The sequence below is a fragment of the Methylocella sp. genome (assembly GCA_037200525.1).
Taxonomy (GTDB): domain Bacteria; phylum Pseudomonadota; class Alphaproteobacteria; order Rhizobiales; family Beijerinckiaceae; genus Methylocapsa.
Window position 1 is genome coordinate 538,901 of record JBBCGG010000001.1, and the last position, 26,450, is coordinate 565,350.

The 26,450-nt window shown below is 59.9% G+C and carries 26 protein-coding genes and 1 pseudogene; 16 read left to right on the forward strand and 11 right to left on the reverse strand.

What is annotated here, in order from left to right; genetic code table 11:
* Positions 1 to 24 precede the first annotated feature (24 nt).
* Positions 25 to 975 carry an ankyrin repeat domain-containing protein gene (locus tag WDN46_02500; protein MEJ0092322.1) on the forward strand — a complete coding sequence of 317 codons (951 nt, stop codon included), beginning with the start codon at positions 25 to 27 and terminating at the stop codon, positions 973 to 975.
* Here the strand turns inward: WDN46_02500 and WDN46_02505 are convergent.
* From WDN46_02505 to WDN46_02530, 6 genes are all read right to left on the reverse strand, one after another.
* Complete coding sequence (locus tag WDN46_02505) at positions 957 to 1,508, reverse strand: c-type cytochrome (protein MEJ0092323.1); 552 nt, start codon at positions 1,506 to 1,508, stop codon at positions 957 to 959. The genes WDN46_02500 and WDN46_02505 overlap by 19 nt on opposite strands.
* A gap of 129 nt (positions 1,509 to 1,637) precedes the next feature.
* Positions 1,638 to 3,359, reverse strand: coding sequence for a PQQ-dependent dehydrogenase, methanol/ethanol family (locus WDN46_02510; GenBank protein ID MEJ0092324.1), 1,722 nt, complete (start codon positions 3,357 to 3,359; stop codon positions 1,638 to 1,640).
* A gap of 126 nt (positions 3,360 to 3,485) precedes the next feature.
* On the reverse strand, positions 3,486 to 4,799 hold the full coding sequence (gene hslU / locus WDN46_02515) for an ATP-dependent protease ATPase subunit HslU (GenBank protein ID MEJ0092325.1): 1,314 nt from the start codon (positions 4,797 to 4,799) through the stop codon (positions 3,486 to 3,488).
* A gap of 159 nt (positions 4,800 to 4,958) precedes the next feature.
* Complete coding sequence (gene hslV, locus WDN46_02520) at positions 4,959 to 5,528, reverse strand: ATP-dependent protease subunit HslV (GenBank protein MEJ0092326.1); 570 nt, start codon at positions 5,526 to 5,528, stop codon at positions 4,959 to 4,961.
* A gap of 195 nt (positions 5,529 to 5,723) precedes the next feature.
* On the reverse strand, positions 5,724 to 5,879 hold the full coding sequence (locus WDN46_02525; GenBank protein ID MEJ0092327.1) for a hypothetical protein: 156 nt from the start codon (positions 5,877 to 5,879) through the stop codon (positions 5,724 to 5,726).
* Positions 5,880 to 5,895: 16 nt separating this feature from the next.
* Positions 5,896 to 7,365: a putative sulfate exporter family transporter gene (locus WDN46_02530; protein MEJ0092328.1), complete on the reverse strand. Its 1,470-nt coding sequence runs from the start codon at positions 7,363 to 7,365 to the stop codon at positions 5,896 to 5,898.
* Positions 7,366 to 7,610: 245 nt separating this feature from the next.
* On the opposite strand from WDN46_02530, the gene hisB reads away from it, so the two are divergent.
* The 9 genes from hisB (at position 7,611) to glcF (ending at position 14,897) form a co-directional block, all read left to right on the forward strand.
* Positions 7,611 to 8,204, forward strand: coding sequence for an imidazoleglycerol-phosphate dehydratase HisB (gene hisB / locus WDN46_02535; GenBank protein ID MEJ0092329.1), 594 nt, complete (start codon positions 7,611 to 7,613; stop codon positions 8,202 to 8,204).
* A gap of 21 nt (positions 8,205 to 8,225) precedes the next feature.
* Positions 8,226 to 8,699 carry a DUF2628 domain-containing protein gene (locus WDN46_02540; GenBank protein ID MEJ0092330.1) on the forward strand — a complete coding sequence of 158 codons (474 nt, stop codon included), beginning with the start codon at positions 8,226 to 8,228 and terminating at the stop codon, positions 8,697 to 8,699.
* Positions 8,696 to 9,346 carry an imidazole glycerol phosphate synthase subunit HisH gene (gene hisH, locus WDN46_02545; protein ID MEJ0092331.1) on the forward strand — a complete coding sequence of 217 codons (651 nt, stop codon included), beginning with the start codon at positions 8,696 to 8,698 and terminating at the stop codon, positions 9,344 to 9,346. The genes WDN46_02540 and hisH overlap by 4 nt, the downstream gene beginning before the upstream one ends.
* Positions 9,343 to 10,083 (forward strand): 1-(5-phosphoribosyl)-5-[(5-phosphoribosylamino)methylideneamino]imidazole-4-carboxamide isomerase, encoded by a 741-nt coding sequence (hisA, locus tag WDN46_02550; protein ID MEJ0092332.1) that lies wholly within the window; start codon positions 9,343 to 9,345, stop codon positions 10,081 to 10,083. The genes hisH and hisA overlap by 4 nt, the downstream gene beginning before the upstream one ends.
* A gap of 30 nt (positions 10,084 to 10,113) precedes the next feature.
* On the forward strand, positions 10,114 to 10,884 hold the full coding sequence (gene hisF, locus WDN46_02555; protein ID MEJ0092333.1) for an imidazole glycerol phosphate synthase subunit HisF: 771 nt from the start codon (positions 10,114 to 10,116) through the stop codon (positions 10,882 to 10,884).
* Between the two features lie 24 nt (positions 10,885 to 10,908).
* Positions 10,909 to 11,238 (forward strand): phosphoribosyl-ATP diphosphatase, encoded by a 330-nt coding sequence (locus WDN46_02560; GenBank protein MEJ0092334.1) that lies wholly within the window; start codon positions 10,909 to 10,911, stop codon positions 11,236 to 11,238.
* A gap of 83 nt (positions 11,239 to 11,321) precedes the next feature.
* Positions 11,322 to 12,281: a type I pantothenate kinase gene (gene coaA, locus WDN46_02565; GenBank protein ID MEJ0092335.1), complete on the forward strand. Its 960-nt coding sequence runs from the start codon at positions 11,322 to 11,324 to the stop codon at positions 12,279 to 12,281.
* 101 nt (positions 12,282 to 12,382) lie between these two features.
* Positions 12,383 to 13,588, forward strand: coding sequence for an FAD-binding protein (locus tag WDN46_02570; GenBank protein ID MEJ0092336.1), 1,206 nt, complete (start codon positions 12,383 to 12,385; stop codon positions 13,586 to 13,588).
* Position 13,589: 1 nt separating this feature from the next.
* Positions 13,590 to 14,897: a glycolate oxidase subunit GlcF gene (glcF, locus tag WDN46_02575; protein MEJ0092337.1), complete on the forward strand. Its 1,308-nt coding sequence runs from the start codon at positions 13,590 to 13,592 to the stop codon at positions 14,895 to 14,897.
* On the opposite strand, the gene dnaQ is transcribed toward glcF, so the two are convergent.
* From dnaQ to WDN46_02600, 5 genes are read right to left on the reverse strand one after another with little or no spacing between them, the layout of a single operon-like run.
* Positions 14,887 to 15,615: a DNA polymerase III subunit epsilon gene (dnaQ, locus tag WDN46_02580; GenBank protein ID MEJ0092338.1), complete on the reverse strand. Its 729-nt coding sequence runs from the start codon at positions 15,613 to 15,615 to the stop codon at positions 14,887 to 14,889. The genes glcF and dnaQ overlap by 11 nt on opposite strands.
* Positions 15,616 to 15,624: 9 nt before the next feature.
* A complete protein-coding gene (gene coaE, locus WDN46_02585) occupies positions 15,625 to 16,227 on the reverse strand; it encodes a dephospho-CoA kinase (GenBank protein ID MEJ0092339.1) in 603 nt (200 codons plus the stop codon).
* Positions 16,227 to 17,078 (reverse strand): shikimate dehydrogenase, encoded by an 852-nt coding sequence (locus WDN46_02590; protein ID MEJ0092340.1) that lies wholly within the window; start codon positions 17,076 to 17,078, stop codon positions 16,227 to 16,229. Before WDN46_02590 ends, coaE begins: the two co-directional genes overlap by 1 nt.
* The gene (locus WDN46_02595; protein ID MEJ0092341.1) at positions 17,075 to 17,692 is read right to left on the reverse strand and encodes a Maf family protein; all 618 of its coding nucleotides are present in this window, start codon (positions 17,690 to 17,692) and stop codon (positions 17,075 to 17,077) included. The genes WDN46_02590 and WDN46_02595 overlap by 4 nt, the downstream gene beginning before the upstream one ends.
* Positions 17,689 to 18,522, reverse strand: a complete 834-nt coding sequence (locus WDN46_02600; protein MEJ0092342.1) for a pyruvate, water dikinase regulatory protein — start codon at positions 18,520 to 18,522, stop codon at positions 17,689 to 17,691. The genes WDN46_02595 and WDN46_02600 overlap by 4 nt, the downstream gene beginning before the upstream one ends.
* Before the next feature lie 405 nt (positions 18,523 to 18,927).
* Here WDN46_02600 and hemE point away from each other — a divergent pair, with 405 nt between their 5' ends.
* From hemE to WDN46_02630, 6 genes and pseudogenes are all read left to right on the forward strand, one after another.
* Positions 18,928 to 19,980: a uroporphyrinogen decarboxylase gene (hemE, locus tag WDN46_02605; GenBank protein ID MEJ0092343.1), complete on the forward strand. Its 1,053-nt coding sequence runs from the start codon at positions 18,928 to 18,930 to the stop codon at positions 19,978 to 19,980.
* Positions 19,977 to 20,408: a protoporphyrinogen oxidase HemJ gene (gene hemJ, locus WDN46_02610; GenBank protein MEJ0092344.1), complete on the forward strand. Its 432-nt coding sequence runs from the start codon at positions 19,977 to 19,979 to the stop codon at positions 20,406 to 20,408. The genes hemE and hemJ overlap by 4 nt, the downstream gene beginning before the upstream one ends.
* A gap of 238 nt (positions 20,409 to 20,646) precedes the next feature.
* Positions 20,647 to 21,915, forward strand: a complete 1,269-nt coding sequence (gene rho / locus WDN46_02615; protein ID MEJ0092345.1) for a transcription termination factor Rho — start codon at positions 20,647 to 20,649, stop codon at positions 21,913 to 21,915.
* Between the two features lie 254 nt (positions 21,916 to 22,169).
* Positions 22,170 to 22,936: pseudogene (locus WDN46_02620) on the forward strand (IS5 family transposase).
* A gap of 164 nt (positions 22,937 to 23,100) precedes the next feature.
* Positions 23,101 to 23,835: a TerC family protein gene (locus WDN46_02625; protein ID MEJ0092346.1), complete on the forward strand. Its 735-nt coding sequence runs from the start codon at positions 23,101 to 23,103 to the stop codon at positions 23,833 to 23,835.
* Between the two features lie 17 nt (positions 23,836 to 23,852).
* The gene (locus tag WDN46_02630) at positions 23,853 to 26,111 is read left to right on the forward strand and encodes a primosomal protein N' (protein MEJ0092347.1); all 2,259 of its coding nucleotides are present in this window, start codon (positions 23,853 to 23,855) and stop codon (positions 26,109 to 26,111) included.
* Positions 26,112 to 26,450: the final 339 nt, after the last annotated feature.

Below are 26,450 nucleotides of genomic sequence, written 5' to 3' on the forward strand. Positions count from 1 at the left end.
AACAAATCGAGCAGGCCCTGCATCATGTTGAAGAACATCCGCTTTTGCTTTGTGGTGATCCTCGGCCTGACAGCGGCGACGCCAAAGGAGGCAGCGGCGGCCGGGCCGTCGCGGCCCTGTCAAGAACTTGAACAAAACTTCGTCACGGCGAAGATCGGCGTCGATTCACTCCAGTTGAATATCCTGCTTTTTTCGGCTGCCGACCGGACATGCCAAGCACTGGCCGAGCGCCTCCTCGCCGCTGGCGCCTCGCTTGAAGCGCGAGATCGCGCCGGAGCCCGTCCGCTCAGTCATGCCGCCAAAGCAGGCAAGGTTGCAATGGTCGAAATCTTTCTTGCGAAGGGAGCGCCGATCGACGCCCGCGATCTCGGGGGTGCCACAGCCCTTTCAATCGCAGCAGAAAATGATCGCGTTCAAGTCGTTCAATTCCTGCTGGAGAAAGGCGCCGATCCCAATCTCGGCGGCCGCTCGGAGGCTGGCCCCTTGATCGCCGCAGCCTATAATGGAAACCGCCTGGTCCTGCACATGCTCCTTGATCGAAAGGCCGACCCTGGCAAATTGGATTCAACCGGGAAATCGGCGATCCTTTACGCCGCGGCGCGCGGCAACGCGCCAATCGTGCGCGATTTGCTCGACGCGGGAGTCGACGTCAATGCAACTTACTCCAATGGGCTGACGGCATTGATGTGGGCGGCAGGCCATGCGCAAGACGCCGGAATCGATGACGTCGCGCAAACCATGGCGCTGCTGCTCGAGCGCGGCGCTCTGGTCGAAGCGCAAGATGCGCGAGGCCGCAACGCCCTGATGATTGCGGCCGAACTCAATCATCAAGAAGTCGTCAAGACGCTCCTCGCGCACGGCGCTGACGCCAGTCAGCGCGACAAGATGGGCAAGCAGGCGCGGGATCTCACGACCGACGCGACGATCAGAGCGTTGCTAGCCGGGGCGCGGAACGCTCAGAATCCGGAAAGATAATCGGCCAGAGCTGCGAGATCCGTATCCGAAACCCCGGTTAGCAAAGCGGTCATTCCGGGATTGTTAGCCCGCGCGCCCGAACGGAATTCGGTCATCGTCTTCAAGAGATAATCGCGGTTTTGGTCGGCGAGCCGAGGAGTTGCGCTATCGCCCTGGAACTGCTCCAGGTGGCAACTCGTGCAGCCGACGGAGCCGATCACCGTAATAGCGGCGGTCGCGACGCTTTTCGCTGCGCTCGGCTGGGCAAGACTCGGCCATTTCTTTTGTGAAAAATACGAAGCCAAGGCCAACATATCGTCTCGGCTCAGGTCCGCGACGATTGGAGCCATCTGCGCGCTTTTGCGATTGCCGCGCTTGAAGTCGCGCAGCTCTAGATAAATATAGCCTTCATTCTGGCCCCAGATCACCGGAATCGACTTGTCGATCGGAATGCCTTTTTCGCCGTGACATGCTGCGCAGATAGCGGCCTTGTCATCAATGGCGTCCGCGTGGACCGATGCGATAGGCGCCGTGAGGAGAATCGAAGCGGTCAACGCCAACGACTTCAACCGCCTCGTCGCAAAAAAGCGTTCCTTCATCGTGTTCGGTATCCTTTGCATTGATGCGGCGGGGCCGCGTTCGCCCCGCCTTAAAAGCTTCATCCAAGATGGTTCGACCGCTGATCAATCCAAAGTAAAGGCGATGATGTTATTGCCGCGTTTGAAATCGATCTGCGTGTTGCCGCCCGCTCCGACGACGATGTATTGCTTGCCGTCGATCGTGTAGGAAGACGGCGGCGCATTGACGCCGGCCCCGGCGTTGAACTGCCACAACACTTTGCCATTCTCGGCGTTGTAGGCCTTAAACAGTCCGTTGCCCTCGCCCGCGAAGATAAGATTGCCATCCGTCGCGAGCGCGCCGCCCATCATCGGCTCGGGCGTCTTCACCTGCCATTTGATCTTGCCGGTGTTGTAATCGACAGCCGTCACATTGCCGGCTTGCTGCTCGCTCGGGATGACCTTGAAAGCGCCGCCGAGCCAGAGTTTGCCATCCGGATACGGGCTGCTCTCGACCTGATAGGTCATGGGCTGATGCAGATTGACCGCGTAGCTCAAATGCAGCTTGGGATTGACTGCGAGCGGGGACCACTCGACGCCGCCATTGGCCCCGGGGAGCATGCGCGCGCCTTCCTTGGTCGGAAGCGTCCACATGTCTTCTTGCGGCACCATGGCTTCCGAGAAGCGGATCAGGCTGCAATCCTTGCGATCATTGACATAGATAAAGCCGGTTTTGCCCGCGTGCAGCACCGCCGGAACGCTCTTGCCATCCTTGCCGGTCGCGTTGACGAGGACCGGGGGGCTGACGGCGTCCATATCCCACACGTCATGGGGAATGTACTGCAGGTGACAAACATATTTCCCGGTGTCGAGATCGAGCGACACAAGAGAATCGGTATAAAGATTGTCTCCCGGACGCAGCGAGCCGTCGAGATCGGGCGACGGATTGCCGACGACGAAGTAAATCCGGTTGGTTTCGAGGTCGACGGCAGGGTTCTGCCAGACGCCGCCGCCCAATGTCTTATAGGGGTCGCCCGCCTTGGCGAGCTGCGCTTTTTCCGCGGCGATATCGCGATGCAGATCCTTGCCGCTTGGGTCTTTGGTCGCCCAAACGCCGACTGAATTTTCCGGCGTGGTGTCGAAATTCCATACAAGCTTCCCCGTCTCGGCGTCATAGGCTCTGACGAAGCCGCGAATGCCATATTCGCCGCCATTGATGCCGATGAGGACTTTGCCCTTCGCCACCGTCGGCGCCATCGTCTCGCTATAGCCAGATTCCGGATCGGCAAGCTCGGTCGACCATACGACGGAGCCGGTCTTCGCATCGAGAGCTACGAGCTTCGCGTCGAGGGTCGCGACAAAAACCTTGTCTTCGTAGACGGCGACGCCGCGATTGTTCGGCCCACAGCAATAGGTTGTGATGGGACCAAGCTTCGGCTTGAAATGCCAAAGCTCCGCGCCGGTCTTGGCGTCGAGCGCATAGACATGGCTGAACGAGGTCGTGACGAACATCACTCCATCGACGACGATCGGGGAAGTCTCAAGCGATTCCTTCACCTCCGTCTGGAAAATCCAGGCCGGACGAAGTTTCGCTACGTTCGAGACATTGATCTGGTCGTTTGGATAGAAACGGGTCTGCGCGTAATTGCCATTTGTATGCAGAAAATTCTTCTTATCGGCAGCGGCCCCCTCCAGCTGCTTCTCCGAAACCGGGCTAACGACGACTGTCTTGGCCGCCGAGCTCGTAACCTGGTTGAATTCTTGCGCTTGCGCCTGCGCAATTGCTGCGCCGCTGACGCCCGCCAGAATGGCGAGCCGCGCGAGCCAATCCGTTTTGCGTTCGAACATCGTTTTCGTCCCCATTCCGAATTATTACTCAGAAGCAATTTGGCAGGCTTCTGAACGAAACGGACCCTACACGCAGAGCTTTCCGCCAACAACTGCGGCGCGAAATCTTCCCGGTTTGGCGACGTTTTAAAGAATAAATCGGCTCAAATCGGCGTTCTTGGCGAGATCGCCGATATTTTTCTCTACGAAAGCCGCGTCGATGACGATCTTCTCACCAAACCGGTCTGTCGCGGTGAAGCTTATCTCGTCGAGCACGCGCTCCATCACGGTTTGCAGCCGTCGCGCGCCAATATTCTCGACGGTCGAATTGACCTGCGCCGCGATCTTCGCAAGCGCGTTCACGGCGTCCGGCGTGAACTCCAGCTCGACTCCTTCCGTGCGCAGCAAAGCCTCATATTGCTTGATCAGGCTGACTTCGGTCTCAGTAAGGATGCGGCGGAAATCATCTTCGGTCAGCGGCGAGAGCTCGACCCGGATCGGCAGCCGTCCCTGCAGCTCCGGCAACAGATCGGAGGGCTTTGACACATGGAACGCCCCTGACGCGATGAACAAGATGTGATCGGTCTTCACCATTCCATGTTTGGTCGGCACATTGGCGCCTTCGATCAAGGGCAGCAGATCGCGCTGCACGCCCTCGCGCGAAACATCAGCCCCGCCGCCGCGCCCCTCCCGCACGCAAATCTTGTCGATCTCATCGAGGAACACGATGCCATTATTCTCGACCTCGTGGATGGCTTCACGCACAATCTGATCCTGATCGATCAGCTTGTCGCTCTCCTCGGTGATCAACGGCGCCGTGGCGTCCTTGACATTGGTGCGGCGCGGCTTTGCGCCTTTGCCGAGCGCCTTGCCGAAGATATCGCCGATCGAGACGGCGCCGAACTGCGCCCCCGGCATATTGGGCATTTCGAACATCGGGATGGAGCCGCCGCCGCCTTGCGCGAGTTCGATCTCGATCTCTTTGTCGTCGAGCTCGCCGGCGCGCAGCTTCTTGCGGAAACTGTCGCGCGTCGCAGGCGAGGCGTTGACGCCGACGAGAGCGTCGAGAAGCCGCTCCTCCGCCGCAAGTTCGGCGCGGGCGTGAACCAGCTTGCGTTTCTCCCCCTTGATCATTCCAATCGAGGTCTCGACAAGATCGCGAATGATCTGTTCGACATCGCGGCCGACATAGCCGATCTCGGTGAATTTGGTCGCCTCGACCTTCAGGAAAGGCGCGCTCGCGAGCTTGGCCAACCGCCGTGAAATCTCGGTCTTGCCGCAGCCGGTCGGCCCGATCATCAGGATGTTTTTGGGAAGCACCTCCTCGCGCATGGATCCATCAAGGCGCAGGCGTCGCCAGCGATTGCGCAAAGCGATGGCGACGGCCCGTTTGGCGTCGTGTTGCCCGACAATGAAACGGTCGAGTTCGGAAACGATCTCGCGCGGTGAAAAATCAGTCATGAGGGCATCGATGTGAGAGGGTGAGGAAGACGCTCTGTCAAACGTTGAGGAAGCAGGCGCATGCAGAGATAGACGCTCATATCCGGCCTCAGCGCCAGCGCGAAGGCAAATTTTTCGTCATCCTGCCGATCCCCGTCCAGCGACGGCCCGCTCGGAAAATCATCTCTGGATGCTTTCCAGCACGAGATTGCGGTTGGTGTAGACGCAAATCTCGGAGGCGATCTCCAGCGCGCGGCGCGCTATGGCCTCCGCCTCGAGGTCGGTATCGAGCAGCGCGCGCGCGGCGGCCAGCGCATAATTGCCGCCGGAGCCAATTCCCATGACCGAGCCTTTGTCCGTCGCCTCGGGCTCCAGCACATCGCCAGATCCAGTCAGGACGAGAGCGACCTCCTTATCGGCGACAAGCATCATCGCTTCAAGCCGGCGCAGATAACGATCAGTGCGCCAATCCTTGGCGAGCTCGACGCAGGAACGCATGAGCTGGCCGGGGTATTGCTCGAGCTTGGCCTCGAGGCGCTCAAACAGGGTGAAGGCGTCGGCGGTCGCGCCCGCAAAGCCGCCGATGACCTCGCCTTTGGCGAGCCGGCGCACCTTTTTGGCGTTGCCCTTGATGATGGTTTGCCCGATGGAGACTTGGCCATCGCCGCAAATGACGGTGCGCCCGTCCTTTTTGACCATGATAATGGTCGTGCCATGCCACGAATCAGGGCCGGACGAGGGGTTTTGCATGTCTTGGGTTTCAGTAATTGGAGGCGAGGCCTCGTCCGGGACCCGGCCGAGAGATATCGCGTCCATGTATGGCTTCTCGGAAGCCGATGCAAGAAGAGGCGACGCGCGCCGCCGTTAGGCCGCCGAGGTCTGGACGGCGCAAATTAAGCGCGCCGCCCCTAACAAAGCATTGGAACGTCCGCGAAAATATGCCGACTACGGCGCGACGGGGAGGAAGTGGTTTACGATCCCCAGTATGATGAGCATCGTTACGCCGATCCCGAGGCTCCAGCCGATCAGCTTCTTTTCGATCGGCAGCAGCGGCTCGGCTTCGATCTTGTTTAGCTCGCTGCGTAAATTCGGTTCAGACATGAAAACGCTCCTAAACTCAGCCAGCTAGCGGCGGTTTGACGCCGGCGAAGAACAGCCACGAGATCAATAGCCCTACCCAGATGACGAAACCGAACAGGCTGACAACATAAACGGCGGCGAGTTTGCCGATCCCGTCCTCCCACAGCTTGCGGAAGTTTGAGAGAACGCCGATCGAGAAGAAAGTCAGGATAAAGAAGATCACGCGAAACGCATTGGCGGCGGCTATCGCCGGGGTCAGATTCGCGCGCGTCTCAGGAGACGCCCAAACCGCCAGCGCCAGCGCCGCGAGGAAGGTGATCAGAAAGCCGATGATGAATTTCGGAAAGCGCTCCCAGATCTCGGAGGCTTTCGCCTTATCGCCGCCCGCCTCGACATTGATGTGGTTCGTCCAGATATAGGCGAGAATGAAGACCCAAACGCCGATGAACACATCGATGAAGACCTTGATCGCGGCGGTGGTGCCGAGTATCCAGCCTGGCTGGTAGTTGACGCCTTCGGCGGCGTTTTTCGCTAGGATCAGCGCCTCGGTGATGCCGCCGGCCGCAACCGCCGCGCCGTCGGTCTTGACCGCAAGCCCCATCCAGGCCGCGGCGACCAGCGGTTCATGCGAGAGGAAGGTCTGCGCAACGAAGGGAAGCACCAGCACTTCCACGACGGCGAAGACCACGACCAGCGAGGAGACCAGCACCGGCACGACCGGCCGCGCGCGGATCGCGGCCCCGGTGGCGATGGCGGCGGAGACGCCGCAGATTGAAATGCCCGAGGCCAGCGGAGCCGCCCATTCGCGGCTGAAGCCGAACCATCTGCGCGCGACGTAATACACCACCGACCAATAGATGAGATAGGCCTCGATGATCGCCGCGACGCCGCGAAGCAGGAGGGACGAGGCGAAGGACAGCTTCCCGGCGATGGTGAGGGCGAGAAAGCCGCCAAGAATAACGATGGCGATCTTGATGTAGAGCTCGGGGCGGATCGCCTCGTTCAGCCATTCGGCGAAGCGGGGGAAGAAATTCGCGATGATGAGGCCGGCGATGAGCGCGAAGATGTAACCGCCCTCATTGGTCAGCCCGAGCGACCATTCGATGCCGAATTTTTGGCGGTCCGCCGGCGTCACAGCGGCGAAATGAGCGAAGCTGCCAATAATCCAAGCCGCGTAGGAGATCGCGAAAACGGCGGTGAAGGCGAGCGCATAGCGCTTGACGTCCAGGCTCAGGGCGGCGGCTCCCGCACTGAGAACGATGAGGAGGGCGAGATAAGTGGCGAGAAGTGCGCCAACGCCGCCCAGAAATGCATAGGCTTTCGAGGTCGGCGCAAGGGCGTGCGTCAGATCGGTCCAGACCGAGGTCGAAACGACCCAACCAAGAAGATTGCCTCCGACGAGGCCCGCGAGGGCGACGGCGAAAACGAACAGACCGATCCAAAGAGCCAGCCAATCTTCATTCAACCCACTGCGCTGCTTCGCGCCCGACAATGCCGCCGTGCTCATCGAAACCCCTTATCGCTATGTTCTCTACTCAATCTATAAGGTTAATGATCTTATTCCAACATCTTTTGATAGGTTCGATGGCGATGGGGGGCATTGTTTTGCGGGATTGCGCACGTGCGACAAAACGAGAGCGGATACCCCGGCCGGCGCGGCCATTGCGCCGCGAAGCCGCCGAGGGGATTCGACGCTAGCCAACAGCCGCTCGACTTGCTAGAGCAGCGACTTATTTCCTTCGAGCTCCAAAAATGCGCACCGGCGTCGTTTCCCGCAAAACCAAAGAAACCGAGATCGAGGTCCGCGCCGATCTCGACGGGCGGGGCGTCGCCAAAATTTCGACTGGGATCGGCTTTTTCGATCATATGCTGGAGCAGCTCGCGCGCCATTCCCTGATCGACATCGACATTCGCGCCAAAGGCGATCTCCATATCGATCAGCATCATACTGTCGAGGATACCGGCATTGCGCTGGGCGCGGCGATCCGCCAGGCGCTCGGCGACCGGGCCGGCATAGCTCGCTATGCCGATGCGCTTTTGCCGATGGACGAAACGCTGACGCGCGTCGCCATCGATGTTTCCGGGCGGCCTTTTCTGGTTTTCCGAACAAACTTTCCCCGAGCCAAAATTGGCGACTTCGACACGGAGCTGGTGCGCGAATTTTTCCAGGCCTTCGCCATGAACGCGGGGATCACCCTTCACGTCGAGACGTTTTATGGCGAAAACGCGCACCATATATCTGAATCATGTTTTAAGGGTCTCGCCCGCGCTTTGCGCCTCGCGGTGGAGCTCGACCCGCGCCAGAACGGCGCCATTCCCTCCACCAAAGGGTCGCTGGCCGGCTGAGACGAGCTCGAGGAGCCTAAAATGACCGTCTATTCGGTTCATCTGCCGGGCGAGGGCGTGTCAGGCGTCGCCGAAGCCGCGTTCGTGAAAGAAGGCTTTACTCGCGGCGCGTTTTGGCTCGGGCCGCTCTGGCTGCTGACGCACGGGCTTTGGACCGGTTTTGCGATCTGGCTGGCCGCGTTTCTCATTCTTTTGCTTTTGCTTGCAGGCGGAGTTTTGTCGGCGGGATCGGTGTTGATCCTTATTGTGTTAATGCAAATCCTGCTTGGCCTCGAGGCCAACCGGCTGCTTGAGGCCAAGCTCTGGAAGGATGGCTATAATCTGACTGAAATCGTCGCCGGCCCAGCGCTCGACCAGGCGGAAATCGCCTTCTATCGCCATTTCGAGTCGCCCGAGGCCGCCGCGCTGAATCGGGCGCCGCAGGTCGGGGCCGTTCCTCCGACCGCGGGCCGCGCGATTGTCGGGAGTTTCCCGGAGCCTGGGGCGCGCCGGTGAAGATCGCCATCGTCGATTATGGTTCGGGCAATCTGCATTCCGCTCACAAGGCGTTCGAGCGCGCCGCGCGCGAGGCGGGGATCGCCTGCGCCATCAGCGTCACTCCCGATCCGGACGAGGTGGCGCGCGCTGATCATATTGTCTTGCCGGGCGTCGGCGCCTTCGGCGACTGTCGGCGGGGCCTTGACCTACGGCCCGGCATGATCGAGGCAATGACCGAGGCGGTGCGCGGCAAGGGGCGACCCTTTTTGGGAATCTGCGTCGGCATGCAGCTGATGGCGACGCGCGGGCTTGAACATGAAGTCACGCCGGGCCTTGACTGGATCGAAGGCGAAGTTGACGCGATCACGTCCAACAATCCGCACTTGCGCATTCCGCACATGGGCTGGAACACTCTAGACGCGCACGCGGCCCACCCGGTGCTCAAGGACATCCCAACCGGCCCTCAAGGATTACATGCCTATTTCGTACATTCCTACGCGTTCAAGCCGGTTCACAAGGAAAACGTCATCGCCGCCACCGAGTACGGCGGCGCGATGAGCGCATTGATCGGGCGCGACAATATGGTCGGCGCGCAATTCCACCCCGAAAAGAGCCAGACCCTCGGGTTGGCGCTGATCGCCAATTTTCTGAGGTGGCGGCCGTGATCCTTTATCCCGCCATAGATCTAAAGGATGGCCGCTGCGTGCGCCTCGAGCAGGGCGACATGGCCAAAGCGACGGTGTTCGGCGCCGATCCGGCGATGCAAGCGCAGGCGTTCGAGAGCCAAGGCTTTGCCTATCTCCATGTCGTCGATCTCGATGGCGCCTTCGCCGGCAAGCCGATGAACGCGGCGGCCGTCGAGACCATCCTGGCCAAGGTGAAGATGCCGGTCCAGCTCGGAGGCGGCATTCGCGACATCGCGACGATCGAGGCCTGGCTCGGCAAAGGCGTCGCGCGGGTCATCATCGGAACCGCAGCGGTTCGCGATCCTGAACTCGTCCGGAGCGCGGCGCGGCTTCATCCTGGGCGCATTGCGGTTGGGATCGACGCGAGGGACGGTTTCGTCGCCGTAGAAGGCTGGGCCAAAACCTCCGGCCTCGGCGCGGTAGAACTCGGTAAGCGATTCGAGGACGCCGGCGTCGCCGCGATCATCTATACCGACATCGCCCGCGACGGCATTTTGCAAGGCCTCAACATCGAGGCGACCCTGGCGCTCGCCGACGCGCTCAGCATCCCGGTCATCGCCTCGGGCGGCCTCGCCTCGCTGAAGGATGTGGAGCGCTTGCTGCAACCTGATTGCATAAAGCTCGCCGGCGCGATCACTGGGAGAGCGCTCTACGACGGGCGGCTCGATCCGGCGGAGGCGTTAGCCTTGATCGCGCGGGCGAAGGCTCCGGCATGAGAGCGCAGCGCCAAATCCGGAGATGCGCCCGTGCTTAAATCCCGCGTCATCCCCTGCCTCGACGTCAAGGACGGCCGCGTCGTCAAGGGCGTCAATTTCGTCGATCTGCGCGATGCCGGCGATCCGGTGCAATGCGCCATCGCCTATGACGCCGCCGGCGCCGATGAGTTGTGCTTTCTCGACATCACCGCCAGTCACGAAGATCGCCCAATTCTACTTGATGTCGTGCGGCGCACCGCCGAAGCCTGTTTCATGCCGCTCACCGTCGGCGGCGGCGTGCGCAGTCTCGAAGATATTCGCGCTCTGCTCCTCGCCGGGGCCGACAAGGCCTCGATCATGACCGCGGCGGTCTCGAACCGCGATTTCGTCCGCGAGGCCGCGGAAAAATTCGGCAGTCAATGCATTGTCGTGGCGATCGACGCCAAGCAGACGGGCCCCGGCCGGTGGGAAATTTTCACCCATGGCGGCCGTAAGCCGACAGGCCTCGACGCCGTTGCTTACGCGCGGGAAGTGGTCTCGCTAGGTGCCGGAGAAATCCTGCTGACGTCGATGGATCGCGACGGCGCCAAAACAGGTTTTGATCTCGCTTTGACCCGCGCCGTGACCGACGCCGTGAGCGTTCCGGTCGTCGCCTCGGGCGGCGTCGGTACGCTGGAGCACCTCGTCGAAGGCATTCGCGACGGTGGCGCGACCGCCGTCCTCGCCGCCTCGATTTTTCATTTCGGCGAATTCACAATCACCGAGGCGAAGCATTATATGACGAAGGCCGGATTGCGGATGCGGCTGGATGGAATAGGCTAGCCTATTCAATGCCGGGATAATTGGATGACCCAGTTCACTTTGGATGACCTAGCCGCGATTATTTCCGCACGCGGGCAATCCAGCGCCGCAACCTCCTACACAAAGTCGCTTCTCGACGCGGGCCCGGCGCGCGCGGCCAAAAAGCTGGGCGAGGAGGCTGTCGAGCTCGTCATCGCCGCAGTCGAAGGCGACCGCAAGGCGATCGTCAGCGAGAGCGCCGACGTGTTCTATCATCTCTTGGTTGTGCTTCAGCAGAGCGGCGTCGCCTTGCGCGACGTGCTGGATGAACTCGAGCGCCGCACAAAGCAATCCGGCCACCAAGAAAAAGCCTCCCGCGAGAGCGCCGGACCATGATCGTCCCGGTTGAATTCATTTCTCCTGAACCGGCCGGCTCGGCTGACCCGGCTTTCAGGGCACGGTTCTCTGAGGGTTCGTCCATGGACGAACGCACTCCCCCGGATGTGGTCCTCTCGCCCTATCATCGCTTCAGCCGAGCCGAATGGGCGGAGTTGCGCGCCGATACTCCGCTGACGCTAACGCTCGAGGACCTTACAAGGCTGAGATCGATCAATGATCCGATCTCGCTCGAGGAGGTCGTCGCGATCTATCTGCCGCTGTCTCGCCTGCTGGCGCTTTATGTCGCGGCGACGCAGGGCCTCTATAAGGCGACCCAGCGGTTTCTCGGCGCCGAAGGCGGCAAGACGCCCTATATCATTGGCATCGCCGGATCGGTTTCGGTCGGCAAGTCGACGCTTTCCCGCGTGATGCAAGCTCTTCTGTCGCGCTGGCCGAATACGCCGAAAGTCGATCTTGTCACCACAGATGGATTCTTGCATCCGAACGCCGTGCTCGAACGCGAAGGCTTGATGGCGAAAAAGGGTTTTCCCGAAAGCTACGATGGCACCGCGCTGTTGCGATTTTTGTCCGACGTCAAGGCTGGCAAGCGCGCCGTGCGCGCGCCGGTCTATTCCCATTTGAGCTACGACGTGCTCCCTGGCGAGAGCATCGTCATCGACCGCCCCGACATCCTTATTGTCGAAGGGCTCAATCTGTTGTTGCCCAATCATCCCCCCAAAGATGGCCGTGCGCTTCCTTTCGTGTCGGATTTCTTCGACTTTTCGGTTTATTTGCACGCTAACGACAGTGATCTTGAACGATGGTTCGTCGGTCGCTTCATGCGGCTGCGGCAGACAGCGTTTCGCGATCCGCAATCCTACTTCAAGAAATACGCCGACCTGAACAATGAAGAAGCCGAGACGACCGCCCGCGACATCTGGACAAAAATCAACCTGCGCAATCTGCATGAAAATATTTTGCCGACGCGGGCTCGAGCGAGCCTCGTCTTGACCAAGGGCGCGAGCCACCGGATCGAGGAAGTGGAGTTGCGCAAGCTCTAATCCGACCAAAGCGCGGACTGCCGAAAGCTATGGACTTTTGGCGGCGGATCGTGCGTTGAAACAAGCAAATGAAGACTCGCCAAAGTAGGATGTTCCATTCGATGAGCCTTTCGGTTCCGACCGACGCCAATGAGGCGGCGGCCAGCGTCGCTGAGGCGGCAAGCCTCCGCGCGCCGCTGTCCATCACGGGTCTTGGGTCAAAATCGGCGCTCGGGGCCCCGTGGAACGCTTCGCGGCGCCTTGATCTTTCAAAACTCAATGGCGTCACTCTTTACGAGCCGGAAGAGCTTGTGATCTCTGCGCTGGCCGCGACGCCGATCGAGACCATTGAGGCGCTGTTGTCCGCGAATGGACAGGAATTGGCCTTTGAGCCCATGTCGTTTGGCGCGCTGTACGGGACCGGCCCCGGCTCGCTCGGCGGCTGCCTGATGGCCAATTTGTCCGGTCCGCGCCGCATCAAGGCGGGGGCCGCGCGCGATCATGTGCTCGGCCTCAAAGGCGTCTCTGGCAGAGGCGAACAGTTCAAGTGCGGCGGAACGGTAGTCAAGAACGTCACCGGCTATGACCTTGCGCGCGGGCTTGCGGGCTCGTTCGGAACGCTGGCGGTCGCAACCGAACTAACCTTTAAGGTGCTGCCCCGCGCGGAAACCGTTGCGACATTGGCTCTCCCCGGACTTCCGCCGAAAGCCGCGATTGAGGCTCTCTGTTCAGCCATGGGCGCGCCGGTTGACGTTTCGGGCGCGGCGCATTTGCCGCCTTTCTCCGCGCAGACCCTCGGTTTCTCGGACTCGGTCACCCTACTGCGGCTGGAGGGCTTCGCGCCGTCCGTCAATGAACGCTTCGAGCGGTTGGCGGAAACGCTCAAATCCTTCGCCATCGCCACGCGGCTGGACGCCGCAGCCTCTCGCAGTCTATGGACAGCGATCCGCGATGTCGCGCCGCTCGCCGATCCACGCGAAAAAATAATCTGGAAAATCTCGGTTGCGCCGACAGTTGGACATTCGGTCGCCGCCGCTATTGGCGCGAAATATCAAAGCGAGGCTTTTTTCGACTGGTCGGGCGGCCTTATCTGGATCGCTCTTGACCCCGATTGCGGCCCCGACGCAGGGGCCGAGCTCATCCGGGGCGTCATCACCGTCCATGGCGGCGGCCATGCGACCTTGGTGCGCGCGCCAGATGAAATCCGCGCTATAACGCACATCTTCCAACCGCAGCCGCCAGCGCTCAAGGCCTTGTCCCGGCGATTGAAAGCAGAGTTCGATCCACTCGGGATTTTTGAGCCTGGGCGGATGCAGGCCGAGGATTGACATGCAGACGAATTTTTCTCTGGCCCAACTTGCCGATCCCGCACTCGCAGAGTCAGAGTCGATTTTGCGTAAATGCGTTCATTGCGGATTTTGCACAGCCACCTGTCCGACGTTCGCGCTCCTCGGAGACGAACTCGACAGCCCGCGCGGCCGCATTTATCTCATCAAGGAAATGCTCGAAAAGGACCGGCCGGCCGATATCGAAACGGTCACCCATATCGACCGCTGCCTCTCCTGCCTCTCCTGCATGACGACTTGCCCATCCGGCGTCAATTACATGCATCTCGTCGATGAAGCTCGGATTAGGATCGAGAAAACTTATCGAAGGCCGCTGGCTGATCGGGCCCTTCGCGCCATGCTGGCGCTCATAATGCCTTATCCCGCGCGGTTCCGGTTGGCTGTGCGCGCGGCTGCCTTGGCCGCGCCGTTGACGCCTCTCCTTGGCCGCTTTGGCCAGACAGGCGACCGGCTCGCCGCGATGTTGCGCCTTGCGCCATTAACTCTTCCGCGGCGTTCGGCCTACCCGAAGTCAGGCGACATCAAGCCGGAAATAACGAAGATCGCTCGCGTCGCTTTGCTAGGAGGCTGCGCGCAAAAAACGCTGCGGCCCGGGATCAATGATGCAACCATTCGATTGCTGACCCGCATAGGCGTTGAAACCGTGCTGCCGAAGAATGAAGGCTGTTGCGGCGCACTGGTGCATCACCTTGGCGAAGAACATCAGGCCCTGGCTCAGGCGCGGCATAATGTCGATGTCTGGACGGCCGAGATCGAGCAGAGCGGCCTCGACGCCATTATCATCACGGCGTCCGGCTGCGGCACCATGATCAAGGATTATGGATTTTTGCTGCGCAACGATCCCGCCTATGCGGCGAAGGCTGCGAAAGTCTCCGCGCTCGCCAAGGACATCACCGAATTTCTCGCGACCTTGGCCTTGCCGGAACCCAAAAATACGTCCGGCCTCACTATCGCCTATCACTCGGCCTGCTCGATGCAGCACGGGCAAAAAATCACCACGCAGCCGAAAGCGCTTCTGACCAAGGCGGGATTCAAGGTGCGCGACGTGCCCGAGGGGCATTTGTGCTGCGGCTCGGCTGGCACCTATAATATTCTTCAGCCTGAATTGGCGAGGCGGCTCCGCGATCGAAAGATTGGCAACATCCTGAAAACCGCGCCGGACGCTGTTGCAACGGGGAATATTGGCTGCATCACCCAGATCGCCGGCGGCATGAACCTTCCCGTGCTGCATACCATCGAGCTGCTGGATTTCGCCTATGGCGGCCCAAAACCCGCAGGTCTTAGCGCGTGAGAAGGCAGGGACTATTCGGCGGGGCTGCCTGCAATGCGGCATAAGCCAGCCACAAGGCCTTTTCTCCGAGCCCGCTGACGAACGCGTGATGCGCCGCCAGTTCATCCGCGTCGAGCCGCTGCTCCAGCGGCTCGGGTCTCTGGCGAAGCAATGCCCCTGACGCCAGCTCGGACGCACGGGGACCGGCGGCGAAAACGAGGGTCGCCTGCCGGCCGCCGCAGAGTTCCGCGTAGACTTCGGCGAGGATTTCCGCATCGAGCAATGCGCCGTGCTTGGTTCGCCGCGACGCATCAATGCCAAAACGCGCGCAAAGCGCGTCAAGGGAATTGGAGGCGCCGGGGAATTTGCGGCGCGCCAAAGCCAGCGTGTCGATCACCCGATCTGGACCGATCAGCGGAATATTCACTCGGCCGAGTTCGGCATTGAGGAAGCGCATGTCGAATTCGGCGTTATGCGCGACGATTTTTCCATCGCCTACAAAATCGACGAATTCCGCGCTGATCGCTGAAAACAACGGTTTTCCGGCGAGAAACTCCAACGAAATCCCATGCACCCGAAAGGCTTCTTCAGGCATATCGCGCTCGGGGTCGAGATAGACGTGGAAAACCTGCCCGGTCGGGATCGCGTTCAAAAGCTCGATGCAACCGATCTCGACGATCCGATGGCCGTTGCTCGGATCGAGCCCCGTCGTCTCCGTATCAAGAATAATCTCGCGCACAAAAATTCCTCAAAAGGCCTTTGCCCCCGTCTCGCCGGCAACCGCGCGTAAAACCGCTTGCACTTGCCGTTGAGCGGCGGCGAAGCCCTGCCCGGTGTCGATGATGAAATGCGAACGCAAACGTTTTTCCGCATCCGGCATTTGCCTCGACAATATGATCGCAAGCCACTCCGGCGTCATTCCCGGACGTTGGGCGACGCGCTGCTTTTGCACAGATTCCGGCGCCGATGCGAGAACCACGGCGTCAACCTCCTTATCGGCGCCCGTCTCAAAGAGCAGAGGCACATCGAGAACCACGATTTTCTCGCCGGATTCCGCCGCGTCGCGCAGGAAGGCCGCGCGACTTTCGCGAACCATCGGATGAATGATCGCCTCCAACCGGCGCAGCGCCGCCGGATCATCGCGAATGCGGCCCCCTAGCGCTGCCCGGTCGACAGCGCCGCCGCGCGTCGTCCCCGGAAAAGCGCGCTCTATCGCGGGAACCGCCTCGCCGCGATAGAGCGCATGGACGGCGGCGTCGGAATCATGGACCTTGACGCCCTCCTGACGAAACATCGCGGCCGTCGTCGATTTTCCCATGCCGATCGACCCGGTCAGCCCCAGGATGAACATCAAACGCTCTTCAGGACATCGGCTTCGACCAAGCGGCGCAGCTCCGGCGTAACGCTGGGGCTTGCCCCAAACCAGCGCGCAAACCCCGGGGCAGCCTGATGCATCAACATGCCAAGGCCGGAAACCGTGCGAAGATTGCGCATTTTGGCTTGGCGAATGAGCGCCGTCTCGAGCGGAAAATAAACAATGTCATTGACGACGGCATGCGTCGGCAAAGGCGAAACATCGATATCGAGAGGCGGTTGACCCTTCATGCCAAGCGAAGTCGTATTGACCAGAAGATCCGCCTCTTCAAGCGCCGCCGGCAATTTCTCCCACTCCGCCACCTCGACATTTCCGTCGGCGTCGGCAGCCAACTCCTCCGCTCTCGCAACCGTCCGGTTCGAGAGGATGACTTTCAATCCGCGCAGCAAAAGTCCGTAGACAATCCCCCGCGCTGCGCCTCCGGCGCCGAGGACTATAGCCGTCCCGCCCGGCCGATCCCAGCCAGCGGCTTCCTGATCCAAGGCCCCGAGAAAACCTTCGACATCGGTGTTGTCGCCGCAGAGCGCGCCGTTCTCCAGCCATAATGTATTGACCGCCTTTAGCCGCGAGGCCACCGGCGTCGTTAGCGCAGAAAATTCGAAAGCCTTTTGCTTGTGAGGCAGGGTGACGTTGGCGCCGATGAATCCCTTGCCAACGAGATCGAGCATAAAGCCTGGAAAGTCGGGCGGCGCCACCGCCACCGCCTCATAGGACCCGGTGATCCCGAGCCGGTTCAGCCAAAAACTATGAATGATCGGCGAACGCGAATGGGCTATCGGCCATCCGATAACGCAGGCTTTGCGTTTAACTTCGAGTTCTGAGCTCATGCGAGCAAATAGCCTTCCTCACGCAAAAAATTCAGAAGAGGCAGCAGCGGGAGCCCTAGAATCGTCGAATGGTCGCCTTCGATCCATTCGAAAAGGTGAATGCCGAGACCCTCGACCTGATAGGCGCCGACGCTGCTGCGCACAGCATCGCCCGCCTCATCGAGATAAGCCTCGATGAACGCCGGAGACAGCGGGCGCACCGTCAGCGCGGCGCTCGGAGCAGCCTCGAAAAGAATGTCGCCGTCCCGCGCGACGCATAAAGCCGAATGAAGCTCATGCGTCGCGCCGGAGAGCATTTGGAGTTGCGCCGCCGCCGCCGCGCGATCGGCTGGCTTCGTTAGGGTGCGGCCGCCGATCGATAATGTCTGGTCGGCGCCCAAAACCAGTCGACGGGGTTGCCTCGCCGCCACCGACAGCGCTTTGGCGCGGGCAAGATGGAGCGCAATCGCCGAGCCGCGTGCCCCTTTGGCATGCAGCGGGCTCTCGATGGCGCGCTCATCGAGCATGGAGTCGCAGCTCTCGAACGGAATCCGCGCCGCTGCGAGAAGACTGCGCCGCGCACTGCTTTTTGAGGCGAGAATTAGGGGCGCCTCGCCGCGCCAAAGCTCTGTCATGATGCGGAAATGAACTTCATCTTATGGAGTTTATAAAGGTCTATTATCTCCGCCGCCGTCTCTTCAATCGAACGGCGGGTCACGTCGATCGTTGGCCAGCCATGCGCCGCGAATAATTTGCGCGATTGAGCCACCTCGTCGGCAACGAGGCATCGATCGACATAGGGGGAATCGGGGCTCGCGTTCAGGGATAGCAGCCGATGCGTCCTGATCTGGATTATCCGCTCGGGCGAGGCGAGCAGTCCAACGATCAGCGGATTGCGCAAAGTCTCGATTGACTTCGGCAAAGGCGTATTTGGCACCAGCGGGATATTCGCGGTTTTGACCCCTCTATTCGCGAGATAAATGCTTGTCGGCGTTTTGGAGGTCCGGCTGACCCCCATCAACAAGACATCGGCGGCTTCGTAATGCTCGCTTAACTGGCCGTCGTCATGCATCATGGTGAAATTCAGGGCGTCGATGCGCCTGAAATAATCGGCATTCAGCATGTGTTGCGCGCCTGGCCGAGGCGTCACCGCCATTCCTATATATGACCCGAACATATTCATGATCGGCTGCAGAACCGAGAGACAGGGCGCGCCTATTTTTTCACAGGCCGCCTGCAGACGCCCCGCCAGCTCAACATCCACCAGCGTGAACAGAACCATGCCTGGCGCGGCTTCAATCTCCGCGATCGCCTTATCTAGCAGAGCCGGGCTTCGAACCATCGGATATACGTGCTCAACCGAACAGACGCCCTGATACTGCGCGGCTACGGCGCGGCTGGCCGCAATCAGGGTTTCGCCCGTGGCGTCGGAAACCAGATGTAAATTGAAATGATGCCGCGCCAACAGAGCCTCCCCACGTCCGCCCCATCGCGATTTCGATGAAGGTGGGTATTGCTGAGGATATTAGTGGATAAGGGCCAAGTTGGTCGAAAAGCAACCGAAATCTTGCCGGTTGTAGGTCAAATGCCTCAACAGGCGTTCGGGCCGGGATAGTCACAAAGCGATGCCTGTGAATCCAGCCGATTGGCGCGCAAACTGTGACGCCAGCTTTGCGAAGAAAACCCTAACAAGCCTTAATCGTTAATAAATCTCTAACGATTGAGCCCGCCACACGCAGCTGTGGGTACAGTGGATAAGCTCAGCTTTGGTTATCTGATTGTGGAAATCCTTGCGCCAGCCTAATTCCTATCCCAATACGAATAAGAAACAGTTAATAGGGATTCTCAGAGTCTTTAGGGAAATAGCGACTTGACCGGTCCGAGCATTGAGACAAAACCGTTTTTGCGCGTGCTCGACGGCGAGGCGCTGTTCCCTCCCCCAGTCTGGCTGATGCGTCAGGCCGGGCGTTATCTCCCCGAATATCGCGAGATGCGCGCCAAAATCCCCACGTTTTTAGATTTTTGCTATACGCCCGCCGTCGCGGCGGAAGCGACATTACAGCCGATTCGCCGTTTCGGCTTCGATGCGGCGATCCTCTTCAGCGACATTCTCGTGGTGCCTGATGCGCTTGGCCAGAAGGTGACGTTTGAGGCCAATGAAGGACCTCGACTGGATCCCATTCAATCAACCGAAGCTTTTCTCAAGCTGCATGAGGAAATTGACCTCAAACGTCTAGCTCCTGTCTTCGAGACGATTGTGAGGGTCAAGGCCGAGTTGCCGGACGAGGCGGCTTTGATTGGATTCTGCGGCGCCCCATGGACGGTCGCGAGCTATATGATTGCCGGGCGCGGCACGCCGGATCAGACGCCGGCTCGGCTCTTCGCTTATCAGCAACCAGAATTGTTTCAACGGCTGATCGACAGGCTGGTGCAAGCGTCGATCGATTATCTTGGGCGACAGATCGATGCAGGCGTCGAAGCCGTGCAGATTTTCGACACTTGGGCAGGGGTTCTGCCTCCGGGAGAATGGGAGCGTTGGTGCCTTGCGCCCATCAAGGAGGTTGTGGCCGGCGTCAGACGTAGACACGCAAACGTGCGTATCATTGGCTTTCCAAAAGGCATTGGTCCGCGGCTTGCCGATTTTGCGGCGCAGACCGGGGTTGAAGCTTTGGGGCTGGATAGCGCGACGGACCCGGCCTGGGCTGCGCGCACGCTCGACAAAAGTCTCGTTTTACAGGGTAATCTTGATCCCTTGGCCCTCGTCGCGGGGGGAATCGCCCTTAAGACGGCCGTGAAGCGCATCCTCGATGCATTCCAAGGCCGCGCGCATATTTTCAATCTTGGCCATGGTATCGTGCCGCAGACCCCACTTGAAAATGTCGAGGCTTTAATCGAGCTTATCCGGCACAGGACGCCCGCATGAATGATGCTTATCTCTGGATTAAGGCCCTCCATATCGTGGCGGTGATCGCCTGGATGGCGGGAATGCTCTATTTGCCGCGTCTCTTCGTCTACCATGCGGGAGCCTCACAGGGTTCGGAGCTGGCGCGCACGTTTGAAGTCATGGAGCGCAAGCTGATGCGCTTGATCATGCTGCCCGCTTTGATCGTCGTGTGGATCAGCGGCCTGACGCTCGCGATCGAGCATCACTGGTTTCAGTCCGGCTGGTTGCACGGCAAGCTGCTGTTGGTTATTGTAATGACGGCGCTTCACGGATATTTTAGCGTTGTCCGCAAAAAATTCGCTGCGGGAACAAATCAGCATCAATCGCGTTTTTTCCGCATCATTAATGAGATCCCGACTCTTTTGTTGATTGGAATCATCATATTGGTTGTGGTCAAACCTTTTTGAAGCGCAGCATAAGTTCCCAGCAATAGTCTTGCTTGTCAAAAGACCGAAACTGATTTACCCATAGCTTTCTCCCTGCGGGTTATTGGCTTTAAGGTCATAATTCCTCCGTGGCGTCGGGAGCTTCCCACCTGCCTTTCGGGTTCGCCCACCTCTCTTTTCTCTTTCAGGACTCGGCTATGTATTGCCTGTCCTGCTCTTGCGTGAAAAGTCGCGCTATCCTTCCAAGGACTCCATCCCTATGCGGGAAATTAAACTACAAGACTTGAAGCTCAAGTCGCCGACCGAATTGCTTGGCTTTGCGGAGGAACACGAAGTCGAGAATGCTTCGATCATGCGCAAACAGGAGTTGATGTTTGCGATTTTGAAACAGCTCGCCAGCCGAGAGATCGAAATTGTCGGCGAAGGCGTGATCGAGGTGTTGCAGGATGGCTTCGGCTTCCTTCGATCGCCCGAAGCCAATTATCTCGCCGGCCCCGATGATATTTACGTCTCTCCATCGCAGATACGCAGGTTTGGGCTACGCACCGGCGACACGGTTGAAGGTCTGATCCGAAGTCCCAAAGAAGGCGAACGTTATTTCGCCCTTCTCAAGGTGAACACGATTAATTTCGAAGATCCCGAGAAGATCAGGCACAAGGTTCACTTCGATAATCTGACCCCCCTTTATCCTGACGAGCGATTGAAGCTTGAGGTCGAGGATCCGACCAAGAAGGACCTCTCCGCGCGCGTCATCGATATCGTCGCGCCGATCGGCAAAGGCCAACGCGCCCTGATCGTTGCGCCGCCGCGAACCGGCAAGACCGTGCTTTTGCAGAACATTGCCCAGTCGGTCACCGCCAACCACCCGGAATGCTATCTGATCGTGCTGCTGATTGATGAGCGGCCCGAAGAAGTCACCGACATGCAGCGCTCGGTGCATGGCGAAGTCGTCTCCTCGACCTTCGACGAACCGGCGGTTCGCCATGTTCAGGTGGCTGAAATGGTCATCGAGAAGGCGAAGCGGCTGGTCGAGCATGGCCGCGATGTGGTGATCCTGTTGGATTCCATCACCAGATTGGGCCGCGCCTATAACACTGTCGTGCCGTCATCCGGCAAAGTGCTGACCGGCGGCGTTGACGCCAACGCCCTGCAACGTCCGAAGCGATTCTTCGGCGCCGCGCGTAATATCGAGGAAGGCGGCTCGTTGACCATTATCGCCACCGCGCTGATCGATACGGGTTCGCGCATGGACGAAGTGATTTTCGAAGAATTCAAAGGCACCGGCAATTCCGAAATTATTCTCGATCGCAAGGTCGCCGATAAGCGGACCTTCCCGGCTATCGACATTACTCGCTCGGGTACGCGCAAGGAGGAGCTGCTGGTTCCGCCTGACATTTTAAAGAAAATGTACGTCCTGCGCCGCATTCTCAACCCAATGGGAACCATCGACGGAATCGAATTCCTGCTCGGCAAGTTGCGCGAGACGCCGAAGGGCAATGCGATGTTCTTCGAGGCGATGAACACCTAAGGCGTCCTGCGTCGGCTGTTTTGCGGTCACATCCGCTCTTAACAAACGGCGGTTGCCGTTGGCGAGCCGCGGAGCCTGTGCCGGAAGGAGCAATCCGCGCCGGCGCAGCTTATTCGCTTTGCGGCCAAAAATACTGACATGGTTGAGGTGTAAAACGCCGCGAAGCATTAGGCCGTGGTGACGAATTCGGCGTTTGAGGGATTCTCGCGAGGATCTTTCCATGATTCAAGGCTGATTTTTGGAGATCAGCCTTGATGATTCGGGATGTCGATGCGCTGCGAGACGATCAATGGGAGCGGCTTTGTGATCTTGTGCCAGGCGGAAGAGCCGGCCAGCGCGGGCCGCGCTGCGACAATCGACGCTTCGTCGACGCGCTGTTATGGATGGCCCGCTCGGGCGGCCGCTGGCGCGATCTGCCCGAACGCTTCGGCGACCATCAGGCGGTGAAACGCCGCTACTATCGCTGGATCGAGCGCGGCGCCTTGGACGGATTTCTTGAGGCATTCACCGCCGAGGCCGATCTCGAATGGCTGATGATCGACTCAACAATCGTGCGCGCCCATCAGCACGCGGCCGGCGCAAGGATCGCCAAAGGGGGGCGGATGCCCATGGCCTGGGCCGCTCTCGCGGTGGTTTGAGCACCAAAATCCACGCCGCGACAGACGCGCTCGGCAACCCCGTTCGGCTCCTTCTCGGACCTGGGCAGCGCAACGACATCACAAAAGCGCACGCCCTGATCGAAGGCTTTGCGGCCGATGCGATCATCGCCGATAAAGGTTATGACGCCAATCACTTGCGCAAGGCTGTTCTTATGCGTGAGGCTGAGCCGGTGATCCCATCAAAATCCAATCGCCGCGCGCCGCTCCCCTACGACAAGGCGCTCTACAAGGAGCGCAATCTCGTCGAGCGTTTCTTCAATAAACTGAAGCAGTTCCGGCGCGTCGCAACCCGATACGACAAGCTCCTCGCAAACTACCGAGGCTTCGTATTGCTCGCCGCTATTGCTATCATGCTCAGGTAATTCGTCACTACTGCCTAGGTCGGCTTGACGCTGGGTCCCAATTGGCTGGAAACTCTCATCTCGGACGCTGCGACGAGCTTGCCGGGAAGGCTCGGACCGCTGTGAAACTGGAAGCCGTGGGCCTGTATCGCTTCGTCCCGTTCTGAAAGAATGAAGAGCCGACGATGGACGAACTTTTAGCGCTGGCCGCCGAACCTTCGACGTGGCTGGCGCTCGCCGCTCTCGTCGGCATGGAAGTTGTGCTGGGCATAGACAACCTCGTCTTCATAGCGATTGTCTCATCCAAATTGCCGGAGCATCAGCGCTCCAGGGCGCGGCGAATCGGGATCGGCTTGTCCTTGGTCCTGCGCATTGCGCTTCTCGCCACAGTCAGCTCCATCATCAAGCTCACCGCGCCGATCTTCTATGTTCTCGATCGCGGCTTCTCCTGGCGCGATCTGATTTTGATCGCCGGCGGCCTGTTCCTCGTCTGGAAGGCGACGACTGAAATTCACGATTCGGTCGATCCCGAAGAGGAGGCGGAGATAAAGCCAAAACGAGAGGGCAGCTTCATCCTGACCATTGGCCAAATATTGGTGCTTGATCTCGTGTTCTCGGTTGACAGCATTGTAACCGCGGTTGGCATGACTGAACATGTTCCAATCATGATTGTTTCCGTGCTCGCCGCTGTGTTTGCAATGCTTCTCGCCGCCGATCCGCTCGCCAAGTTCATCCATCGCAATCCTACGATCGTAATGCTCGCGCTCGGGTTTCTTTTGCTCATCGGCGCGACTTTGATTGCGGAAGGATTGGGCTTCCATTTCCCCAAAGGCTATATCTACACGGCTATGGCTTTCTCCGGCTTGGTCGAAGGCCTCAATATAATGGCGAGGAAGAGGCGGCGCGCTTCAAAAAAATAGCGCGCCGCCACATGACCATGAGCAAAACGGCCGAGGAAAGCGAGCGACCGCCGCGCATTGCCGACGTGCTTATGCCGATCGCGCTGGACACCGCCTATTCCTATTCGGTTCCTGGCGGGATGGATCTCACCGCGGGAGACTTCGTCGAGGCCCCGCTTGGGGCGCGCGTGACTGTCGGCGTCGTCTGGGAAGTTCGGCCGGTTCTCGAATCGCCGGGAAATCGAACCAGCAATCTGAAAAGCATAGCATCTCGGCTCGATCTGCCGCCGCTGAACGAGTCTTTGCGCAAATTCATCGATTGGGTGGCGCGATGGAACATGAGCGCGAGGGGCATGGTCCTGCGCATGGCGATTCGGGCGCCGTTTCATGCATCTCCCGAGCCCGTCCGCGTCGGCGTTCGGCTGGCTGGGTTGCCGCCACGGCGGATGACGCCCGCCCGCGCCCGCGTTATTGCGGCGGCGGAAGGCGGCCAAATTTTCGTGAAATCGGAGCTGGCGAAAACAGCAGGATGTTCCGCTGGCGTCATTGACGCTCTGATCGACGATGGCGCGCTGGAGACAATCGCGCTTTCTCCTGAACCTGTCGTCTCGCCTAGCGATCCGCATTTCGCCAAGCCGCATCTGGAGCCAGATCAAGCCAAGGCTGCCTTTGATCTGATCGATCGCGGCAAAGCGGGCGACTTCTCCGTGACCCTGCTCGAAGGCGTGACCGGCTCGGGCAAGACGGAAGTCTATTTCGAGGCGATCGCCGCCGCTTTGGAAAGCGGACGCCAAGCGCTGATTCTGATGCCGGAAATTGCGCTCACTACGCAGTTTCTGGATCGTTTCGAAGCGCGTTTTGGCGCCCGTCCCGCCGAATGGCATTCGGGCGTCAGCGCCCGCAAACGCGCCCGCATCTGGAGCGCGGTGGCCCTTGGCGAGGCCAAAATCGTCATTGGCGCAAGATCCGCGCTTTTTCTCCCGTTTCAGAACCTCGGCGCGCTGATCGTCGACGAGGAACATGACAGCGCCTATAAGCAGGAAGACGGGGTTTCGTACCACGCCCGCGACATGGCCGTGGTGCGCGGTCAGATCGAGAAGGCCGCAGTCATCCTCGCCTCGGCGACGCCTTCGATCGAGACGCGCGTCAATGCCGAGCAGGGGCGCTATTTCCATCTCAAATTGAGCGGGCGGTTCCAGGGACGCGCCATGCCGCTGATCGCCGCCGTCGATATGCGGCTCGAGGGGCCGCCGCGCGGAAAATGGATTTCGCCCCGCCTCAACGCCGTCCTCTCGGCGACTCTCCAGCGCGGCGAGCAGGCGCTTCTATTCCTGAACCGCCGCGGCTATGCCCCCCTGACCCTCTGCCGGAGTTGCGGCCATCGCTTCCAATGTCCAAACTGCACCGCCTGGCTAGTCGAACACCGCTTCCGTAAAGCGCTGGTCTGCCATCACTGCGGCCACATCGAACGGCGGCCGGACCTATGCCCGAACTGTGAAGCCGTCGATTCGCTCGTGGCCTGCGGCCCGGGCATCGAGAGACTGGCTGAGGAGGTCGGGGAAGCGTTTCCAGGCGCTCGGGTTCTGGTTCTATCTTCCGATTTTCCCGGCGGAGCGGAGCGGCTGCGCGCCGAGTTCGAGGCCGTCTCGCGCGGCGAATGCGATATCGTCATCGGCACGCAAATGGTGGCGAAAGGCCATAATTTCCCGCTTCTCTCGCTTGTCGGCGTGATCGATGCCGACATCGGGCTGACCTCAGGCGATCCACGCGCGGCGGAGCGGACATTTCAGCTGCTGCAACAGGTGACGGGGCGCGCCGGCCGGTTCGATAAAGCGGGTCAGGCTTTGGTGCAGACCTTTCAGCCCGAGCATCCGGTCATGCGCGCCATTCTCTCTGGCGACAGCGAACGCTTTTATTCTGAGGAAACCGAGCAACGGCACCGCGCGGGTTTGCCGCCATTCGGAAGGCTCGCGGCCTTGATCATTTCCGGCAAGGATAGCGCCTCGACCGAGATTTTCGCGCGCGCGCTGGCCCGGGCTGCATATGGCTTGGCCACCTCGCCGCTATGGACGTTGGCGCCTGCCGGGGGATTGCAATCCGAAAAGGATGTTAGTTTGCTTGGGCCTGCGGAAGCGCCGATCGCGGTTGTGCGCGGACGCCATCGCTTCAGACTGCTGGTGCGAGCCCCGCGCTCCGCTGATCTGCAGGGATTTTTGCGGGCCTTGCTGGCGGCTGGGCCGGCTGCGCGAGGCGGCATTCGCGTCGCGATCGACATCGAGCCGCAGAGCTTCTTGTAGAAAAACTTCTTTGGGCATGGCCGAGCGAGCGGGCCGGGCGGGATCCGCGCTAAAACGAAAAGTTGCTGGGCTTTTAACTCGAACTCGCAAAGCGCAGGAAAAGACATCATTTCACGGTTCGTCCGCGAGCGTGGCTGGCACCGCACATGTCTCCCGAATTCAGATGGAAAATCTGATATTTCCGACAACAGGTGGTGGATGATTATCCCCAAGGCTTGGATGATTTATCCCTGAGCCATGGATGTTCGCCCGATCGGTCCGTGCTTAATTGCTTTGCTGCATGAGCAAATAGATTTTGCAAAACTGCAAAGGCAAAAGCAGTAGCCTTTTCGGGCATAG

Bases quoted from the DNA above. Each gene is read 5' to 3' on its own strand.
- WDN46_02500 (MEJ0092322.1), top strand. From the start codon at position 25: ATGTTGAAGAACATCCGCTTTTGCTTTGTGGTGATCCTCGGCCTGACA.
- WDN46_02510 (MEJ0092324.1), bottom strand. From the start codon at position 3,359: ATGTTCGAACGCAAAACGGATTGGCTCGCGCGGCTCGCCATTCTGGCG.
- hslU (MEJ0092325.1), bottom strand. From the start codon at position 4,799: ATGACTGATTTTTCACCGCGCGAGATCGTTTCCGAACTCGACCGTTTC.
- hslV (MEJ0092326.1), bottom strand. From the start codon at position 5,528: ATGCAAAACCCCTCGTCCGGCCCTGATTCGTGGCATGGCACGACCATT.
- WDN46_02525 (MEJ0092327.1), bottom strand. From the start codon at position 5,879: ATGTCTGAACCGAATTTACGCAGCGAGCTAAACAAGATCGAAGCCGAG.
- WDN46_02530 (MEJ0092328.1), bottom strand. From the start codon at position 7,365: ATGAGCACGGCGGCATTGTCGGGCGCGAAGCAGCGCAGTGGGTTGAAT.
- hisB (MEJ0092329.1), top strand. From the start codon at position 7,611: ATGCGCACCGGCGTCGTTTCCCGCAAAACCAAAGAAACCGAGATCGAG.
- WDN46_02540 (MEJ0092330.1), top strand. From the start codon at position 8,226: ATGACCGTCTATTCGGTTCATCTGCCGGGCGAGGGCGTGTCAGGCGTC.
- WDN46_02560 (MEJ0092334.1), top strand. From the start codon at position 10,909: ATGACCCAGTTCACTTTGGATGACCTAGCCGCGATTATTTCCGCACGC.
- coaA (MEJ0092335.1), top strand. From the start codon at position 11,322: ATGGACGAACGCACTCCCCCGGATGTGGTCCTCTCGCCCTATCATCGC.
- WDN46_02570 (MEJ0092336.1), top strand. From the start codon at position 12,383: ATGAGCCTTTCGGTTCCGACCGACGCCAATGAGGCGGCGGCCAGCGTC.
- glcF (MEJ0092337.1), top strand. From the start codon at position 13,590: ATGCAGACGAATTTTTCTCTGGCCCAACTTGCCGATCCCGCACTCGCA.
- coaE (MEJ0092339.1), bottom strand. From the start codon at position 16,227: ATGTTCATCCTGGGGCTGACCGGGTCGATCGGCATGGGAAAATCGACG.
- WDN46_02590 (MEJ0092340.1), bottom strand. From the start codon at position 17,078: ATGAGCTCAGAACTCGAAGTTAAACGCAAAGCCTGCGTTATCGGATGG.
- WDN46_02595 (MEJ0092341.1), bottom strand. From the start codon at position 17,692: ATGACAGAGCTTTGGCGCGGCGAGGCGCCCCTAATTCTCGCCTCAAAA.
- hemJ (MEJ0092344.1), top strand. From the start codon at position 19,977: ATGAATGATGCTTATCTCTGGATTAAGGCCCTCCATATCGTGGCGGTG.
- rho (MEJ0092345.1), top strand. From the start codon at position 20,647: ATGCGGGAAATTAAACTACAAGACTTGAAGCTCAAGTCGCCGACCGAA.
- WDN46_02625 (MEJ0092346.1), top strand. From the start codon at position 23,101: ATGGACGAACTTTTAGCGCTGGCCGCCGAACCTTCGACGTGGCTGGCG.
- WDN46_02630 (MEJ0092347.1), top strand. From the start codon at position 23,853: ATGAGCAAAACGGCCGAGGAAAGCGAGCGACCGCCGCGCATTGCCGAC.